This is a genomic window from Qipengyuania gaetbuli (assembly GCF_020171365.1).
GTDB classification, from domain to species: Bacteria; Pseudomonadota; Alphaproteobacteria; order Sphingomonadales; family Sphingomonadaceae; genus Qipengyuania; species Qipengyuania gaetbuli_B.
In genome coordinates this window covers 969,855-984,952 of the sequence record NZ_JAIUZO010000002.1, presented here as the reverse complement: position 1 = coordinate 984,952, position 15,098 = coordinate 969,855, and the positions used below count along the sequence as shown (strand labels likewise).

Sequence of the window (15,098 nt, the reverse complement as noted above, 5' to 3'; positions counted from 1 at the left end):
TCAGCGCGGCGCGCCTACCACGCCCGCGTCGCAGAACCACGGGGACACTCCATGCGCCTTATTCCGATTGCCATCCTTGCCGCTGCCATGCCGCTGCCCGCCCTTGCGCAGGATGCGCAGCTGCTGACGCCCGAAGAGGCGGAAGAGACCTCGCTTGCACAGATGTCGGACAAGCTGTCGGACCCCGTGCGCCAGCAGGAACTGGCGATGATGGCGCGCGCCATGGGTGAAGTGCTGCTCGACCTGCCGATCGCCCCGCTAACCGAGGCACTGGCCGATATCGCGGGCGAGGAAGCCCCGGCGATGGACAAGGGCATGACGATCCGCTCGCTCGCGCCCGGCTCTTCGCGCGTTCCGGCAGAGATCGAGAAAAACCTGCCCCGCGCCATGGAAGCCATGGGCGCGCTGGCCGGCGCAATGGAGGCGATGGCCCCCGAATTGCGCGCCATGGCCAAGCGCTTCGAACAGGCTCTCCCGCCCCAGCGCTGATCCACGGGTAAATTTCCGCCAAAATGCGCCTGCCCGGTGGACGGGCGCGCGCTGCTGTCGCATAGGCGGTGAAGCATGTGGCAGCTCCACCAATTTCCCCTGTGTCCCTTCAGCCGCAAGCTGCGTTTGCTGATGGGCGAAAAGTCGATCGCTTACGAACTCGTGCGGGAAAACCCGTGGGAGGCGCGCGATGCCTTGTGGCATCTCAATCCCGCCGGACGCACGCCGGTGCTCCATGACCCGGGCCGCCGTGTTGCGCTGAGCGACAGCCAGGCGATCTGCGAATTCTTCGAGGAAACGGTCGATCGCAATCCGATGATCTCGGGCAATGCCCTCCAGCGCGCGGAAATCCGCCGGCTGGTGAGCCTGTTCGACGAGAACCTTTATGGCGACGTTACCGCGCCCGCGCTGCACGAGAAGATGAAGAAGCGCCTCGTCCTGCGCCAGTCGCCCGACGGGCGCGTGTTGCGCGAAATGGGCAAGCTGCTGCACGGCCACCTCGACTATATCGACTGGCTGGTCGACACGCGGCAATGGCTGGCCGGACCTACGCTGAGCCTCGCCGACCTCGCCTGCGCAGCGCAGCTATCGGTGGTCGACTACCTCGGCGCGATCGACTGGAAAGGCCACGACCAGGCGCATGACTGGTACATGGTCATGAAGAGCCGCCCGAGCTTCCGCCCGCTGCTGAGCGAGAAGATGGAAGGCCTGCCCCCGCCCCGCGAATACGCGGCGCTGGATTTGTGAGGCGGACAAGCATGGAGACCGACGCTCAACGGCGCCATCGATCGATCGGCACTTTCGGCAAGTTCTTCATTCCGGCGTGGATCGCTCTGGCCGCCATATTTGCCATGGCGGCGGCAAGTGATTTCCTGTTCGGTTTCGGGTGGGGTTATACCAAAAAAGACGCGCTCGGTGGCCTGGGAATGGTCGCGTTTGGTTTTCTATTTTGGTTCGTTTGGAAGGTGTTCCACGGTTTTCTCGGCGAACTAACCGATATTTTCTTCGGCAGTCCTCGTGGTGACGAAGAGATCCCCGACGAGGCTCCCCCCAAAATTTAGCGCCCCACGAAGGCTTTCACCTCTGACAGACCGGGCAGAACCACGTGCTCCGCCCGCCCTGCACGATGCGGCGGATGGTGCCGCCGTCCTCGCGGTGGCAGGGCTCGCCCTCGCGGCCGTAGACGCTGAAGCGGGTGGCGAAATAGCCGAGGTTTCCGTCGGGCTGGGCGAAATCGCGCAAGGTGCTGCCGCCGTCGCGGATCGACTGTTCGAGCACCTCGCGAATGGCGGGGACGAGGCGCCTCAGCTGCGGCATGGTCACCTTGCCGCCTGCCTTCCCCGGATGGATGCCGCTGCGCCACAGCGCCTCGCAGACGTAGATATTGCCGAGGCCCGCCACGATCCGCTGGTCCAGTAACAGCAGCTTGATCGCCTGTTTTCGTCCGCGCGTTTCTTCGCGCAAATGTTCGGCGGTCAGCGCATCGCCCAGCGGTTCCGGCCCCAGCGCAGCGAAGGGTTTCCACGTTACCAGCTCGCTATTGGTCATCAGGTCCACCGAGCCGAAACGGCGCGGGTCGTTTAGCGCAAAGCGGTGACCAGCCGTCTCGAGAACGAGATGGTCGTGCTTGTCGTCCTCGCCCGGATCGATCCGCCAGCGCCCGCTCATGCCGAGGTGAAACACCATCGCATGGTCGCGGCTGGTATGGACGAGGCCGTATTTCGCCCGGCGCGACAGGTGCGTCACGCTCGCGCCGGTCAGCGCCTGCACCAGATCGGCGGGGAAGGGGCGGCGCATGTCGGGGCGGTTGACCACCACGCGGGTGATCGTCTCGCCCTCGAGGAACCGCGCAAGGCCGCGCACCGTTGTTTCGACTTCAGGTAACTCGGGCATGAAAACCCCTCTAACACCCTTTGCGCTCCGCTCAATTCCCCCTAAGGCACGCCCCCATGAACGACACCGTTTCCTTCGGCTACGAAGACATCGACGCCAGCGAGAAGACCGGCCGCGTGGGCGAGGTCTTTTCCAATGTCGCCGCCAAATACGACATCATGAACGACGCGATGAGCGCGGGCATGCACCGGTTGTGGAAGGACCGCTTCGTCAAGCGCGTCAAGCCGCAGCCGGGCGAAGCGATCCTCGACATGGCGGGCGGCACGGGCGACATCGCCTTCCGCATGGCTGCCAAGGGTGCCAGCGTGACCGTGTCCGACATCAACCAGGACATGCTGGACGTCGGCATCGAACGCGCGATGGAGCGCGGGATCGACGGCCTCGTCTGGAGCCGGCAGAACGCCGAGGAACTGACCTTCTCCAGCCGGATCTTCGATGCCTATACCATCGCCTTCGGTATCCGGAACGTGACGCACATCGACAAGGCGCTGAAAGAGGCGCACCGCGTGCTGAAATACGGCGGTCGCTTTTACTGCCTCGAATTCTCGACCGTCGAATGGCCGGGCTTCAAGGAAGCCTACGACCTCTATTCGCACAAGCTGGTGCCGCAGATCGGCAAGGCCATCGCGGGCGACGAGGACAGCTACCGCTACCTCATCGAATCGATCCGCCGCTTCCCTGACATGCCCGCTTTCGAAGGCATGATCCGTGACGCCGGTTTCGTGAACACGCGGGTCGAGCCGATCATGGGCGGCCTCGTCGCGATCCATTCGGGGTGGAAAGTCTAAGGGTGGCACGCCCCGCAACGCATATCTGGCGACTAGGTCGTTGGGCGCGCATCCTCGCGCGCCATGGTGCCCTGCGCGGAATCCAGAACGATCCGAACACCCCGCCTCCGGTGAAGCGCCTGATTGCCCTGTTCAGCATCGGCACGATCAAATCGCGCCAGCCGGACTACGCAGGCGCCTTCCGCGACATCGGCCCGGCTGCGATCAAGCTCGGCCAGACGCTCGCGACACGTCCCGATCTCGTGGGCGAGGATGCCGCGCGCAATTTGCTGAAACTGCAGGACGACCTGCCGCCGGTCGGCTTCGACAAGATCAAGGCGAGCATCGAGGCAAGCTTCGAGCAGCCGCTTGAAAGCCTCTATTCCGAATTCGACCCCGTGCCCGTGGGTGCGGCTTCGATCGCGCAGGTCCACCGCGCGGTCACAACCGAAGGCCGGCAGGTCGCGGTCAAGGTGCTGCGCCCGGGCGTGCGCGAACAGTTCGCCAAGGACATCGACACCTACGAATGGGCTGCCGCCCATGTCGAGGCGATGGGCGGCGAGGCCGCGCGCCTGCGGCCGCGCCTCGTCATCGCCAACTTCAAGCGTTGGACCAATCGCGAACTAGACCTGCGGCGCGAGGCGGCAAGCGCGTCGGAACTGGCCGAACACATGGTCGGTACCGAAGGCTACGAGATCCCGGGCATCGACTGGGATCGCACCAACGGCCGCGTGATGACGGTCGACTGGATCGACGGCATCAAGATCAGCAATGTCGAGGCGTTGAAGGCCGCAGGTCATAATACCGAAGAACTCGCCAGCCGCCTCGTCCTCGCCTTCCTGAAGCAGGCGATCGCGGCCGGTTTCTTCCATGCCGACATGCACCAGGGGAACCTGTTCGTGAAACCGGACGGGACCATCGCGGCGATCGATTTCGGGATCATGGGCCGCATCGACCGGCAGGCGCGGATGTGGCTGGCGGAAATCCTCTACGGCCTGACGACGGGCAATTACAAACGCGTCGCCGAAATCCATTTTGAGGCGCAATACGTGCCGAGCTATCACAATGTCGACGAGTTCGCGACGGCGCTGAGGGCGGTGGGCGAACCCATGCGCGGCAAGCCGGTGAGCGAATTGTCGGTCGGCCAGATGCTCGACGGCCTGTTCGCCATCACCCGCGATTTCGACATGCAGACGCAGCCGCACTTGCTGCTGCTGCAGAAAACCATGGTGATGGTCGAAGGGATCGCCACCCAGCTCAACCCGCAGATCAACATGTGGGACACCAGCGCGCCTTACGTGCGCAGCTGGATCCGCGACGAGCTTGGGCCGGAAGCGGCGATTGCCGACCGTATCAGGACCGATACGGAAACGCTGCTGCGCATTCCGGAACTCGTGCGCCGGATAGAGGAACGCTACCCGCCCAAGGGCGGCGCGCCCGAACCGCCCCCGCTGCCCGAGGTCGAGCTGATGTGGGAACGGCGCGCGCGCCGCGAACGCAGCCGCGGACTGCTGGGCTACCTGGTGGTGGCGGCAGGCGCCGGGCTGGCCGGCTGGCTGGCCGCCGCGCAGGGCTGGATCGGCTAGGCCGGATTGCCCCGCCACTGCAGCATGGCGAAAGCCAGCACTGCAACGTGGAGCGCCTCGACCGTTATCGGCTGCCACCAGCCGTCATACGTCCCGACCACAAAAAGATTCACCAGCCGGCCGGTGAAGGCGATGGCAAACAACATCAGTGCCGGCAGCAGCACGTCGCCGCGCCGCTTCCATGCCCCCCAGCCCATGAAGATGGCCGAGACGAGGAAGAAAGCGGTGAAATCGCCGCGCATGGCGGACAATCCCATCGCGCCTGTTGCCGTCAGGCCGAAGTCGACGCCGGCCAGCGCCGGGTCGACGAGAAAGCTGACGCCCAGCACCAGGTCGAGCAATGCGCCCAGCGCAATCAGCGATGCGAGAATGAAATTCATCTGCGAAACCCCTCCGTTTCCTTTTTTTAAACCATAGGGTGCCATGGGTATTCGGGCAATCGCGCGCGTTTTGCGTGCTGGCAATGACGGACAGGGGGCGCTAGCAAGCGCAACGATGACGCAATGGGAATGCACCAGCCGATCAGCGCGGACGCCGCGCAGGACCATCGTGACGGGGAAGGGCGCGTGAGCGGGCCCCGGATCCTGCTCGTCATCGGCGGCGGTATCGCGGCCTACAAGTCGTGCGAACTCGTGCGCCTGATCCGCAAGGCGGGCGGCGAAGTGACCTGCGTGCTGACCGAAGGCGGCCAGCAGTTCGTCACGCCGATGGCGCTCGCCGCGCTGTCGGGCAAGAAGGTCTACACCTCGCTCTTCGATCTCAAGGACGAGGTCGAGATGGGCCATATCCAGCTTTCGCGCGATGCCGACCTCGTGGTCGTGTGTCCCGCCACGGCGGACCTGCTCGCCAAGATGGCGGCAGGCATTGCCGACGATCTGGCCACCACGCTGATCCTCGCGACCGACAAGCCGGTGCTGACCGTGCCCGCGATGAACGTGAAGATGTGGGAGCATTCCGCCACCCAGCGCAATGCCGACTGGCTGCGCCAGGCAGGCGTGCGCGTGATGGACCCGGACGAAGGCCCGATGGCCTGCGGTGAATTCGGCCCCGGCCGCCTGCCCGAACCGGTCGCCATCCTGCAGAAGATCGCGGCCGAACTCGAAATAGACATCGACCTGCCCGAACTCGCCGCGCCCGCGCCGCAGCTCGCCCCGCCCGCTTCCAAGAAGAAGAAAGCGGAAGCCGAGCCCGAGGTGGAGGCGCTGGAGCCGGAAGAAGAGGAAGAGCTGGAGAAGACCGGCGGCGGCCTTGGCGGCCTGTTGTCGATGATCATCCCGCGTTCCACCGCCAAGCGCACGCACGAGGAAATCGAGCAGGAATACGAAGAGCTCGAGGACCTGCCCGAACCCGAAATGCTCGATGCCGAGGCGCTGGTCGAGAATACCGAGATCGATCCCGACCTCGCCGGACCGCTGCTCGCAAAGAAGGGCGGGGCCGCAGCCGCACCACCGATCGATCCCGAGGCGCTCAATCACACGGTTGCGCGCAAGGATGCCCGCGCCATGCCGCAGCCGGTCGCGGACGACGTGCAGACGCAGGAGGTCGATTTCGACGACTCCCCGCTTGCCGGCCAGCCCGAATTCGATCCCGATCCCGAACACCGCCCGCTTTACGGCAAGCACGTGCTGGTCACAGCGGGCCCGACGCGTGAGCCGATCGACCCGGTCCGCTACATCGCCAACCGGTCCAGCGGGAAGCAGGGCTTTGCGATTGCCGCCATGGCTGCCGCCGCTGGCGCGCGCGTCACGCTGGTCGCCGGGCCGGTGCACCTGCCGACCCCTCCGGGCGTCGACCGCATCGATGTCGAAACGGCAGAGGACATGGCCGAGGAAGTGCGCAATGCGCTGCCCGCGGATGCCGCCTTCATGGTCGCCGCCGTGGCCGACTGGAAGAGCAAGCACGTCGCCAACGAGAAGATGAAGAAGCGCGGCTCCGCCCCGCCGGCGCTCATCCTTGCCGAAAACCCCGATATCCTCGCCGCCGTGGCTGCGGGTCGCAAGCGTCCGCACCTGCTCATCGGTTTTGCGGCCGAGACGGAAAACGTGGTCGAGAACGCCAAGACCAAGCGCAAGCGCAAGGGCGCGGACTGGATCATCGCCAACAACGTGTCGGGCGCCGTGGGCGAAAGCGTGATGGGCGGCGATCTCAACCAGGTCCACATCGTCACCAGCAAGGGCGTCGAAAGCCTGCCCGAGATGGCCAAGGACGACGTCGCCCGCGAACTGGTGCGCCGCGCCGCCGAAGCACTGGTCGAAACGCCGGAAGAGGACGAGCATGACTGATCCGGTCGGCGTGAAGGTGAAGCGCCTGCCCCACGGGCACGGCCTCGACCTTCCGCATTACGCAACCGGCGGGGCAGCGGGCATGGACGTGCTCTCTGCCGAAGCGGTGACGCTCAAGCCGGGCCAGCGCCATGCGGTCGCGACCGGTCTTGCTATGGCGATTCCCGAAGGCTTCGAAATCCAGGTCCGCCCGCGCTCGGGCCTTGCGCTCAAGCATGGCATCACCGTGCCCAATACGCCGGGCACGATCGACAGCGACTATCGCGGCGAGCTGAAGGTCATCCTGATCAACCACGGGCCGGACAATTTCGCCATCGCGCGCGGTGATCGCATCGCGCAGCTGGTGCTCGCCCCAGTAGTGCAGGCCGCCTGGGACGAGGTCGAGGAACTCGACGATACCAGCCGCGGTGCCGGCGGTTTCGGCTCTACCGGCGGACACGCGAAGCTCGTCTGACGGGCCTTACTCGCGCGAAGCGAGATGGAGCAGTAAGGCAGGCACCGACCACACTGCCACGAAGAATAGCACCGGGCCCCAGTCCGGCTGCGATGTGTATTCGGCCGCAAGGCCTACTGCCAGCACGCCTGTCGCCATGGCCATGCACACCCGCATCATCGGGCGCGCCCGCAGCCGCATGGCGAGGCTGGCGACTAGCGCGATGAGGGTCATGACGGGGAAGGCGGCATTGATCGCTCCCTCTCCGATGATGCCGACTGCGGCATTGATCCAGACGGTTGCAAAACCGGCCAGCGCGGCCGCGATCAGGCCGGCCCGGTGCCATGCGCCCTTGCCCATGCGCACCGCAAGTTCGACGCCCCCTCCAAGGGCACATAGCAGGATGGTCGCAAATACGAAGTCGGTCCCCGTCCACCGGACTTCGGCGGTGAATTGCATCGCGATGGCGGGTAGGGCGAGCAGCGCCAGCAGCGCGCCCCATCCGGCAATGCGCCAGCCGTTCAGCCAGCCGCGGTTCGAAATCCTGTCTTGGGTCATGGTCCTGCGTCCTCGTGTAGCAATGGACGCGGCCTGCCCGAAACGGTGATAAGCGGCATGAGCAATTCGTGAGCAATCACTGAAACCCTTCATCACGCCCGCCTCATCGCCTAAGCGTCTGGCGATGGGAGACACACCCGACATCCTGCGGTTCGACGCCTTCACGCTCGACCTGGCGAACCGCCGGCTGGCGCGCGCGGGCGAGCCGGTGGAGCTGGGCAGCCGCTATTTCGATGCGCTGGTGCTGCTGGTCGAGGCGCGCGGCGCGCTCGTCACCAAGGACCGCTTCATGGACGAGGTGTGGCAGGGCATTCCCGTCACCGACGAGGCGCTGACCCAGTGCGTGCGCACGCTGCGCCGCGCGCTGGAGGACGAGGCATCGGCCCCGCGTTTCATCCAGACGGTGCCCAAGCACGGCTACCGCTTCCTGTGCGAGGTCGATGACGGCGCACCGTCGCATGAGCAGCCTACGCTCACGCCAGCACGCAGCGCTGCCGGCCGCCTTGCCGGGGCGACGACGCTGGGCGGCGGGGCAGCGGGGATGGTCGGCGGCCTCGTCTACGGCATCGCGGCAAGCGGGAGCGGGCAGGCGGCGCTGCTCCTCGCACTTCTGGCCGCCTGCCTCGGCGTGCTGGGCGGGGCGGGCATCGGGCTGGGCATGGCAGCCGCGCGCACGCTTGCGCCCCAAACGCCGCTCTGGCTGGTCGCTGGGGCAGGACTCGGCGGTCTCGTCGTCGGCGGTTTCGGCAAGGTGCTCAGCCTCGACGGAGTGGCCTTGTTGACCGGCCAGTCACTGGGGCAGGTCACGGGTCTGTTCGAAGGTCTGGTGCTGGGGCTGGCCGCCGGGACGGGCGCGGCGCTGGCAAGGTCACGGGCGAGCGCAATAGGCAGATCGGCAGGCACGCTCGCCGCGGGACTTGCGGCAGGCACACTCATCGCGATTGCCGGGGGACGCCTGTTTGCCGGAAGCCTCCACGAACTGCAGGGCCGCTTCCCCGATTCGCGCCTGCTGCTCGACGGTCTGGGTTCATTCGCGCTCGGCACGGGGACCATCCTGTTCGAAGCCGTCTTGTTCACCACCTCTATCGCCGCTGCCCACCGGATCGCGGCGCGCGGCTGAAGGGGATACGAAAAGGGCGGCCCGATCCATGGCCGCCCTTCGTGTGCCTCCCCGCGGGGAGGCGATATCGGTCCGCTCACATGGAGCGGCGGACTGTTACTTTTCCGGCTTGATCGAGATGCGCACCGTCTCGCCCGAATTGCCCGGGAAGTCGGTGAACATGGCCTCGACCAGGTTCGGGACAAGGTACTGCAGGCGGTTCGAGGTCGACAGGGCCTGCGCCTTGCCTTCGAACAGCCGCTCGCCTGTGGCGGCGCGGTCGATCTTCATGTCGATACCGCTGGTATAGACGGTGTAGCTGGTCACCTCCGGGCTGCCGAACCACGGGTCGTAGAAGCCGAAGCCCCAGCGGCTACCGAGATAGCGCGGCCGGTAGAAGCCCGAGCGGGTGCGATAGTAGCGCGAGCCGTAATAGCCGCGATAGCCGTACCACGGGTCGTAGAACGGGTCGGCAAAGCCGGTCGTGCGCACGCGCTCACGGCCCTTGTCGACGCCGTAATCGAACCGGACCAGCAGGGTGGCGGCATCGGCCGATGCGGCCTGCGCATAGCCGAGACGCTCCATCTGCGCTTCGACCTGGTCGGCGTACATGGAAAATTCGAGACCGCCGGCCAGTGCCGGATCGTCGGCCACCACGAAGAAGCTTTCGCCCGTGGGGGCGGGAAGCTGCGTTTCGAAACGGGTCACGTCGGCCTTGAACGGCGTAGCGCAAGCGGCGAGGCTTGCGAGGATTACGGGTACGGAGGCCAGCTTGAGCGTGCGCCCCAAACCCTGCTTGCGGGTAGTCATGGCTCGGTCCTTTCGCGTCTTGGCGATGAGCTTACACGATTTGGTTTTCATGGTGCAGCCTGCCCTTTCCCCAAGACAATCTGCCAGCGAATGTCATGACTTGTACAGCTTTGGCCATGAACCGGCATTGAATAGGCGGATTCACAAATGATGTGCCTGTCCGCAAGGCTTGTCGGCGCGGTGCGACAAGGGCTAAGGGACGCGGCGATTCAACCCATTCCCAAGCAAGGCAGATCGTCAGCCATGGCCGGCCATTCCAAATTCAAGAACATCATGCATCGCAAGGGTGCGCAGGACAAGAAGCGCTCCAACCTGTTTTCCAAGCTCAGTCGCGAAATCACCGTGGCCGCGAAGATGGGAATGCCCGACCCTGACATGAACCCGCGCCTGCGTCTCGCGGTGAACGCGGCCAAGGCCCAGTCGATGCCGAAGGACAATATCCAGCGCGCGATCGACAAGGCATCGGCCACCGACGGCGAGAACTACGAGGAAGTGCGCTACGAAGGCTACGGCCCGGCAGGCGTTGCCCTGATCGTCGAGGCGCTGACCGACAACCGCAATCGCACCGCCACTGCCGTGCGCACCGCCTTCAGCAAGAACGGCGGTAACCTCGGCACCGAAGGCAGCGTGCAGCACGGCTTCGAACGGCTCGGCCTGATCGAATACCCGGCGAGCGCGGGCGACGAGGAAAAGGTCCTCGAAGCCGCCATCGAAGCCGGGGCGCAGGACGTGGAAAGCAGCGAGGACGGCCACACGATCTGGACCGCCGCCGACGACCTCCACCAGGTCGCCTCGGACCTCGAGAAGGCGCTGGGCGAGGCGGAGAACGTCAAGCTCGCATGGAAGCCGAACATCACCGTCGACATGGACGAAGGCAGCGCCGGCACGCTGCTGAAGCTGGTCGACGCGCTCGACGACGATGACGACGTCCAGACCGTCTGGGGCAATTACGAGATCTCCGACGAGATCATGGAGAAGCTCGGCGGTTGAGCCCGGCACGGTGCTGATCCTCGGCCTCGACCCTTCGCTCTCCTGCACCGGCTGGGGCGTGATCCGGGCCGAGGGCAGCCGCATTTCGCACATCGCCAACGGGCAGGTGTCGACCGATGCGAAGGCGCCGATGGCCCAGCGGCTCGCCGCGCTGCAGGGGGCGCTGGCAGGCGTGATCGCCGAATACCGGCCCGACCGTGCGGCAGCGGAAGAGGTCTTCGTCAACAAGAACCCGCAATCGACGCTCAAGCTGGCGCAGGCCCGCGGGGCTGTGCTGGCGGCCTGCGGGGTAGCAGGGCTCGCCGTCAACGAACACGCCGCGCGGCTGGTCAAGAAAGCGGTGGTGGGAACGGGCGGGGCCGACAAGGCCCAGGTCCAGGCCATGCTCAAGGTGCTGCTGCCCGGCGCGCAGATCGCCGGGGCCGATGCTGCCGATGCGCTCGCCGTGGCGATAGCGGACGCGCACCTTTCCTACACGCCGCAGCCCCGCTAGGCAGGCCGCGCAATCGCCCTTGAACGGCCCGCAACGGCCGGAAACGGGCGGTTTTCCGGGTCCGCGAGATTTTCGCCCTGGACCGTGTTCCAAGTGTTCCACCCTGTAGGAAGGGGCTTATGACCATCCAGCTCTACGGCATTCCCAATTGCGACACCGTCAAGAAGGCCCGCAAGTGGCTGGAGGAGGCGGGCATCGACTACGCCTTCCACGACTACAAGAAGGAAGGCGCGGATCCTGCCCGGCTGGCGCGATGGGTCGATACGGCGGGGTGGGAAGTGCTGCTCAACCGGCGCGGCACCACTTTCCGCAAGCTGCCCGACGACCGGAAGGACGGCATCGACCGGGACCGCGCGATCGCACTGATGGTGGAGCATCCCAGCATGATCAAGCGACCCGTCGTGGAACACGATGGCGGGCTGCTGGTTGGCTTTTCGCAAGGCGATTGGGCGGCGGCGCTTCAGTAGCCGCTCTCGTTGCCCCAATTGCCATTGCTGCCCTGCGTCACCGCGCGCGCATTGTCGTTGGCGGCGCTGGTGATCTGCCGTTTGACGGCGCCCAGATTGCTGCCGGACCCGTAAAGCAGGCCCAGGGCGATCGCGGCGCACAGGAGAAGCTTCTTGAGCATGACCGGGTTAGCCTACGCAGATATCCTCAATAGCCGGTTAACACCCTTGGTTGGCGGGCCTTCATCATGAAGAGCGACGCGGACTGGATGCGCGCCGCGCGCGATCATGCGGTGGCGGAAAAGGGCACCGATCCTGCCGATACGCCGATTGCCGCCATCCTGGTGCTGGACGGCAAGGAAATTGCCCGCGGGGTCAACCGGACTGCCGAATGCTGCGATGCCACGGCCCATGCCGAAGTGGTCACGCTACGCGCGGCCGGGAAAGCGCACGGCGACATGCGGATCGAGGGCGCGACGCTCTATTCGACGCTCCAGCCCTGCGGCATGTGCACCTTTGCCAGCATCTGGGCAGGGGTGAGCCGCATCGTCTACGGCGCAGGCCGCGAGGAGGTCCACGAGATGTATTTCGAGGACCGTCATCTCTCGACGCTCGACTTCGTGGCCGATGCCTACAAGGACGATCTCGAACTGGTCGGCGGCGTGCTGGCCGGGGAATGCGCGCAGCTCTACTACCGCCCCTGGGACGACGTGCCCGAGGAAGACCAGGCCAACGACTAGGCCGCGCGCGCGGTCACGATGTAATTGAGCGAGAGGTCGCCTGACAGGTGCAGGCCCTTCAGCGGCGAAAAAGCGATGCCGCGCGGTTCGCCCATCACGAGGCCGACGCTCTCGAGAAGCTCGGCCAACTCCTCGGGCGTGACGAAATCGTCCCAGTGGTGGGTGCCCTTGGGGATGAGCCGCACACCTTCCGCCGCCCCGATCATTAGGAGGCGCGATTGCGGGGTGCGGTTGGGCGTGGACAGGACCATAAGCCCGCCGGGCGCAAGCCGCGTGGCAAGCTGGGCGAGAAAGGCGCGCTTGTCGGCAACGTGTTCGACCACCTCCATCGAGGTGACGAGATCGAAGGTCCCCAGGTCCTGCGCGCCGATCTCCCCGGCGATGTAGCGGATGTCGAGGCCCACGCCTTCGGCATGGATCGCAGCGGCGGCCACGTTCTCGGGCGCGGCATCCACGCCGGTCACTGCCGCTCCCATGCGCGCCAGCGGTTCGCACAGGAGGCCCGCGCCGCAGCCGACGTCGAGCGCGCTCTTGCCGTCGAGCGGGCGGGTATTGCGCACGTCGCCTGCCCAGTGGATGTCGATCGCTTCGCGCAGGAAGCCGAGGCGGACGGGATTGAGCTTGTGGAGCATGGCGGAAGACCCCTTCGGGTCCCACCAGTCCTTCGCCAGCTTGCCGAAGTGGGCGGCCTCTTCGGGCCGGATCGTTTGGCCGCCTGAAGTATTGCTTGGCGTGACGGTTGTTGCATCGCTCATGAGGGGTGGCTAGCAGCCTGTTCTCGAGCATTCCAGCACGGAGACTATCGGCTTGGCCCGTATCGTGATGAAATTCGGCGGCACCTCCATGGCGGGGACCGAACGCATCCGGCGCGTGGCCAACCTCGTGCGCAAGCAGGCGGCGGGCGGCAATCAGGTCGCGGTGGTCGTCAGCGCGATGGCGGGCGAGACCGACCGGCTGGTCAACTTCTGCCGCGAGGCGAACGCGCTGTACGACCCGGCCGAATACGACGTGGTCGTCGCCAGCGGCGAACAGGTGACGAGCGGGTTGCTCGCGCTCACGCTGCAATCGCTGGGCTGCAAGGCGCGCAGCTGGCTCGGCTGGCAGCTGCCGATCCGCACGATCGAGGCGCATGCCAAGGCGCGCATCGACGGCATCGACGCGGACGAAGTCGTCGCCTCGATGGAGCGCGGCGAGATTGCCGTCATTCCCGGCTTCCAGGGCCTGGCCGAAACCGGCCGCGTGACCACCCTGGGTCGCGGCGGTTCGGACACCTCGGCGGTTGCCGTGGCAGCGGCGGTCAAGGCGGATCGCTGCGACATCTATACGGACGTTGACGGCGTCTACACCACCGACCCCCGCATCGTCGCCAAGGCGAGGAAGCTGAAGGCGGTGACCTACGAAGAAATGCTCGAACTGGCGAGCGTGGGGGCCAAGGTGCTCCAGACGCGCTCCGTCGGCCTCGCGATGAAGGAAGGCGTGCGCGTGCAGGTCCTCTCCAGCTTCGTGGGCGACGACGCCATCCCTGCAGACGAGCTTCCGGGCACGATGATCGTGTCGGAAGAGGAAATGAACGAACTGGTGGAGAAGGGCGAAATGGAACGCCAGCACGTGACCGGCATCGCGCATGACAAGAACGAGGCCAAGGTGATCCTCACCCGCGTGCCCGACAAGCCCGGCGCGGTCGCCCATATCTTCGACCCGTTGGCCAAGGCCGGCATCAATGTCGACATGATCATCCAGAACGTAGGCCGCGACAAGGGCGAGACCGACGTGACCTTCACCGTGCCCCAGGCGGACCTTGCCCGCGCACAGGCGCTGCTCGAGGACAAGCGCGACGAGATCGGCTACAACCGCCTCATCACCGACAGCAAGATCGCCAAGATCAGCGTTGTCGGCGTGGGCATGAAGAGCCACGCCGGTGTCGCCGCGACCATGTTCCAGGCGCTGGCCGACCGCGGCATCAACATCCAGGCCATCACCACCTCGGAAATCAAGGTCAGCGTGATGATCGACGAGGACGAGACCGAACTCGCCGTGCGCGTGCTCCACACCGCCTACGGGCTGGATGCCGCGGATGAGGCTGCGTGAGTGGGTTGGCTTAAAGAATCGTCTGTTTCGCTTCGATTTTTTGGTGACGATTTAGTCCCTGAAGAAGTGACAGCTCTACTGGGCTGTGATCCGACTGTCAGCGCGACGAAAGGGTCGACGTTTACGACTTCCGCAGGCAAATCGATGACTGCCCAAACAGGTATGTGGAGGTTGCAGCAAGAACGAAACGTCCCAGGTGATATTGAGGCGCAGATCGTCGGTCTGTTCGCCAAATTGACCGACGATTTAAACGTTTGGCAGTTTCTCACTTCTCGCTTCGAGAGCGACCTTTTCTGTGGGCTTTGGCTTGACGGTTTCAATAGCGGACAGCCTTTGCATGCAAGGACGATCTCAATGATCTCAGATCGATCGCTGAAGGTTGATCTGGACATCTATGGTGATCCCGAACAGGAAATTGACTGAG

General features: G+C 65.4%; 20 protein-coding genes. 14 read left to right on the top strand and 6 right to left on the bottom strand.

The features are described from left to right. The first annotated feature begins 51 nt into the window (after window positions 1–51). The 3 genes from LCL94_RS05405 (at window position 52) to LCL94_RS05395 (ending at window position 1,550) form a co-directional block, all read left to right on the top strand. Window positions 52–489, top strand: a complete 438-nt coding sequence (locus tag LCL94_RS05405; RefSeq protein ID WP_224831316.1) for a hypothetical protein — start codon at window positions 52–54, stop codon at window positions 487–489. A 75-nt stretch (window positions 490–564) separates the two neighbouring features. Beyond that, window positions 565–1,236 carry a glutathione S-transferase family protein gene (locus LCL94_RS05400; RefSeq protein ID WP_160608332.1) on the top strand — a complete coding sequence of 224 codons (672 nt, stop codon included), beginning with the start codon at window positions 565–567 and terminating at the stop codon, window positions 1,234–1,236. Between the two features lie 11 nt (window positions 1,237–1,247). Further along, on the top strand, window positions 1,248–1,550 hold the full coding sequence (locus LCL94_RS05395; RefSeq protein WP_224831315.1) for a hypothetical protein: 303 nt from the start codon (window positions 1,248–1,250) through the stop codon (window positions 1,548–1,550). Between the two features lie 16 nt (window positions 1,551–1,566). Here the strand turns inward: LCL94_RS05395 and mutM are convergent, their stop codons facing one another. After that, on the bottom strand, window positions 1,567–2,382 hold the full coding sequence (gene mutM / locus LCL94_RS05390; protein WP_160608330.1) for a bifunctional DNA-formamidopyrimidine glycosylase/DNA-(apurinic or apyrimidinic site) lyase: 816 nt from the start codon (window positions 2,380–2,382) through the stop codon (window positions 1,567–1,569). A 56-nt stretch (window positions 2,383–2,438) separates the two neighbouring features. On the opposite strand from mutM, the gene LCL94_RS05385 reads away from it, so the two are divergent. Next, complete coding sequence (locus tag LCL94_RS05385; RefSeq protein ID WP_160608329.1) at window positions 2,439–3,170, top strand: class I SAM-dependent methyltransferase; 732 nt, start codon at window positions 2,439–2,441, stop codon at window positions 3,168–3,170. Between the two features lie 2 nt (window positions 3,171–3,172). Further along, window positions 3,173–4,735, top strand: a complete 1,563-nt coding sequence (gene ubiB, locus LCL94_RS05380) for a 2-polyprenylphenol 6-hydroxylase (protein ID WP_224831314.1) — start codon at window positions 3,173–3,175, stop codon at window positions 4,733–4,735. Here the strand turns inward: ubiB and LCL94_RS05375 are convergent. Next, window positions 4,732–5,115 carry a hypothetical protein gene (locus LCL94_RS05375; RefSeq protein ID WP_224831313.1) on the bottom strand — a complete coding sequence of 128 codons (384 nt, stop codon included), beginning with the start codon at window positions 5,113–5,115 and terminating at the stop codon, window positions 4,732–4,734. The genes ubiB and LCL94_RS05375 overlap by 4 nt on opposite strands. A 129-nt stretch (window positions 5,116–5,244) precedes the next feature. Here LCL94_RS05375 and LCL94_RS05370 point away from each other — a divergent pair, with 129 nt between their 5' ends. Both LCL94_RS05370 and dut read left to right on the top strand, forming a co-directional pair. Then, entirely contained in the window at window positions 5,245–7,017 is a 1,773-nt protein-coding gene (locus LCL94_RS05370) for a bifunctional phosphopantothenoylcysteine decarboxylase/phosphopantothenate synthase (RefSeq protein WP_224832664.1), read from the top strand. Beyond that, window positions 7,010–7,471, top strand: coding sequence for a dUTP diphosphatase (dut, locus tag LCL94_RS05365; protein WP_224831312.1), 462 nt, complete (start codon window positions 7,010–7,012; stop codon window positions 7,469–7,471). Before LCL94_RS05370 ends, dut begins: the two co-directional genes overlap by 8 nt. A gap of 6 nt (window positions 7,472–7,477) precedes the next feature. Here the strand turns inward: dut and LCL94_RS05360 are convergent, their stop codons facing one another. Further along, window positions 7,478–8,008 carry a hypothetical protein gene (locus tag LCL94_RS05360; protein ID WP_224831311.1) on the bottom strand — a complete coding sequence of 177 codons (531 nt, stop codon included), beginning with the start codon at window positions 8,006–8,008 and terminating at the stop codon, window positions 7,478–7,480. A 124-nt stretch (window positions 8,009–8,132) separates the two neighbouring features. On the opposite strand from LCL94_RS05360, the gene LCL94_RS05355 reads away from it, so the two are divergent. Next, window positions 8,133–9,128: a winged helix-turn-helix domain-containing protein gene (locus tag LCL94_RS05355; RefSeq protein WP_224831310.1), complete on the top strand. Its 996-nt coding sequence runs from the start codon at window positions 8,133–8,135 to the stop codon at window positions 9,126–9,128. Window positions 9,129–9,224: 96 nt separating this feature from the next. Here LCL94_RS05355 and LCL94_RS05350 read toward each other — a convergent pair whose 3' ends face one another. Then, window positions 9,225–9,917, bottom strand: coding sequence for a DUF4136 domain-containing protein (locus LCL94_RS05350; protein ID WP_224831309.1), 693 nt, complete (start codon window positions 9,915–9,917; stop codon window positions 9,225–9,227). Window positions 9,918–10,160: 243 nt separating this feature from the next. Here LCL94_RS05350 and LCL94_RS05345 point away from each other — a divergent pair, with 243 nt between their 5' ends. From LCL94_RS05345 to LCL94_RS05335, 3 genes are all read left to right on the top strand, one after another. Further along, the gene (locus tag LCL94_RS05345) at window positions 10,161–10,907 is read left to right on the top strand and encodes a YebC/PmpR family DNA-binding transcriptional regulator (protein WP_224831308.1); all 747 of its coding nucleotides are present in this window, start codon (window positions 10,161–10,163) and stop codon (window positions 10,905–10,907) included. Between the two features lie 10 nt (window positions 10,908–10,917). Further along, window positions 10,918–11,400, top strand: coding sequence for a crossover junction endodeoxyribonuclease RuvC (gene ruvC, locus LCL94_RS05340; protein ID WP_224831307.1), 483 nt, complete (start codon window positions 10,918–10,920; stop codon window positions 11,398–11,400). Between the two features lie 119 nt (window positions 11,401–11,519). Continuing rightward, window positions 11,520–11,867 carry an ArsC family reductase gene (locus LCL94_RS05335; protein ID WP_224831306.1) on the top strand — a complete coding sequence of 116 codons (348 nt, stop codon included), beginning with the start codon at window positions 11,520–11,522 and terminating at the stop codon, window positions 11,865–11,867. Here LCL94_RS05335 and LCL94_RS05330 read toward each other — a convergent pair. Beyond that, a complete protein-coding gene (locus LCL94_RS05330; RefSeq protein ID WP_224831305.1) occupies window positions 11,861–12,028 on the bottom strand; it encodes a hypothetical protein in 168 nt (55 codons plus the stop codon). The genes LCL94_RS05335 and LCL94_RS05330 overlap by 7 nt on opposite strands. Window positions 12,029–12,094: 66 nt before the next feature. Between LCL94_RS05330 and LCL94_RS05325 the strand changes: the two genes are divergently transcribed. Then, the gene (locus LCL94_RS05325) at window positions 12,095–12,586 is read left to right on the top strand and encodes a nucleoside deaminase (RefSeq protein WP_224831304.1); all 492 of its coding nucleotides are present in this window, start codon (window positions 12,095–12,097) and stop codon (window positions 12,584–12,586) included. On the opposite strand, the gene ubiG is transcribed toward LCL94_RS05325, so the two are convergent. Continuing rightward, window positions 12,583–13,341: a bifunctional 2-polyprenyl-6-hydroxyphenol methylase/3-demethylubiquinol 3-O-methyltransferase UbiG gene (gene ubiG / locus LCL94_RS05320; RefSeq protein WP_224831303.1), complete on the bottom strand. Its 759-nt coding sequence runs from the start codon at window positions 13,339–13,341 to the stop codon at window positions 12,583–12,585. The two genes, LCL94_RS05325 and ubiG, sit on opposite strands and share 4 nt — an antisense overlap. 52 nt (window positions 13,342–13,393) lie before the next feature. Between ubiG and LCL94_RS05315 the strand changes: the two genes are divergently transcribed. Together LCL94_RS05315 and LCL94_RS05310 are read left to right on the top strand one after the other, a co-directional pair. Next, a complete protein-coding gene (locus tag LCL94_RS05315) occupies window positions 13,394–14,674 on the top strand; it encodes an aspartate kinase (RefSeq protein WP_224831302.1) in 1,281 nt (426 codons plus the stop codon). Then, window positions 14,675–15,097: a DUF4279 domain-containing protein gene (locus LCL94_RS05310; RefSeq protein ID WP_224831301.1), complete on the top strand. Its 423-nt coding sequence runs from the start codon at window positions 14,675–14,677 to the stop codon at window positions 15,095–15,097. Window position 15,098: the final 1 nt, after the last annotated feature.

Coding starts and splice junctions, on each gene's coding strand:
- LCL94_RS05405 (WP_224831316.1), top strand. CDS start 52: ATGCGCCTTATTCCGATTGCCATCCTTGCCGCTGCCATGCCGCTGCCC.
- LCL94_RS05400 (WP_160608332.1), top strand. CDS start 565: ATGTGGCAGCTCCACCAATTTCCCCTGTGTCCCTTCAGCCGCAAGCTG.
- LCL94_RS05395 (WP_224831315.1), top strand. CDS start 1,248: ATGGAGACCGACGCTCAACGGCGCCATCGATCGATCGGCACTTTCGGC.
- mutM (WP_160608330.1), bottom strand. CDS start 2,382: ATGCCCGAGTTACCTGAAGTCGAAACAACGGTGCGCGGCCTTGCGCGG.
- LCL94_RS05385 (WP_160608329.1), top strand. CDS start 2,439: ATGAACGACACCGTTTCCTTCGGCTACGAAGACATCGACGCCAGCGAG.
- LCL94_RS05375 (WP_224831313.1), bottom strand. CDS start 5,115: ATGAATTTCATTCTCGCATCGCTGATTGCGCTGGGCGCATTGCTCGAC.
- LCL94_RS05370 (WP_224832664.1), top strand. CDS start 5,245: ATGCACCAGCCGATCAGCGCGGACGCCGCGCAGGACCATCGTGACGGG.
- dut (WP_224831312.1), top strand. CDS start 7,010: ATGACTGATCCGGTCGGCGTGAAGGTGAAGCGCCTGCCCCACGGGCAC.
- LCL94_RS05360 (WP_224831311.1), bottom strand. CDS start 8,008: ATGACCCAAGACAGGATTTCGAACCGCGGCTGGCTGAACGGCTGGCGC.
- LCL94_RS05355 (WP_224831310.1), top strand. CDS start 8,133: ATGGGAGACACACCCGACATCCTGCGGTTCGACGCCTTCACGCTCGAC.
- LCL94_RS05350 (WP_224831309.1), bottom strand. CDS start 9,917: ATGACTACCCGCAAGCAGGGTTTGGGGCGCACGCTCAAGCTGGCCTCC.
- LCL94_RS05345 (WP_224831308.1), top strand. CDS start 10,161: ATGGCCGGCCATTCCAAATTCAAGAACATCATGCATCGCAAGGGTGCG.
- LCL94_RS05335 (WP_224831306.1), top strand. CDS start 11,520: ATGACCATCCAGCTCTACGGCATTCCCAATTGCGACACCGTCAAGAAG.
- LCL94_RS05330 (WP_224831305.1), bottom strand. CDS start 12,028: ATGCTCAAGAAGCTTCTCCTGTGCGCCGCGATCGCCCTGGGCCTGCTT.
- LCL94_RS05325 (WP_224831304.1), top strand. CDS start 12,095: ATGAAGAGCGACGCGGACTGGATGCGCGCCGCGCGCGATCATGCGGTG.
- ubiG (WP_224831303.1), bottom strand. CDS start 13,341: ATGAGCGATGCAACAACCGTCACGCCAAGCAATACTTCAGGCGGCCAA.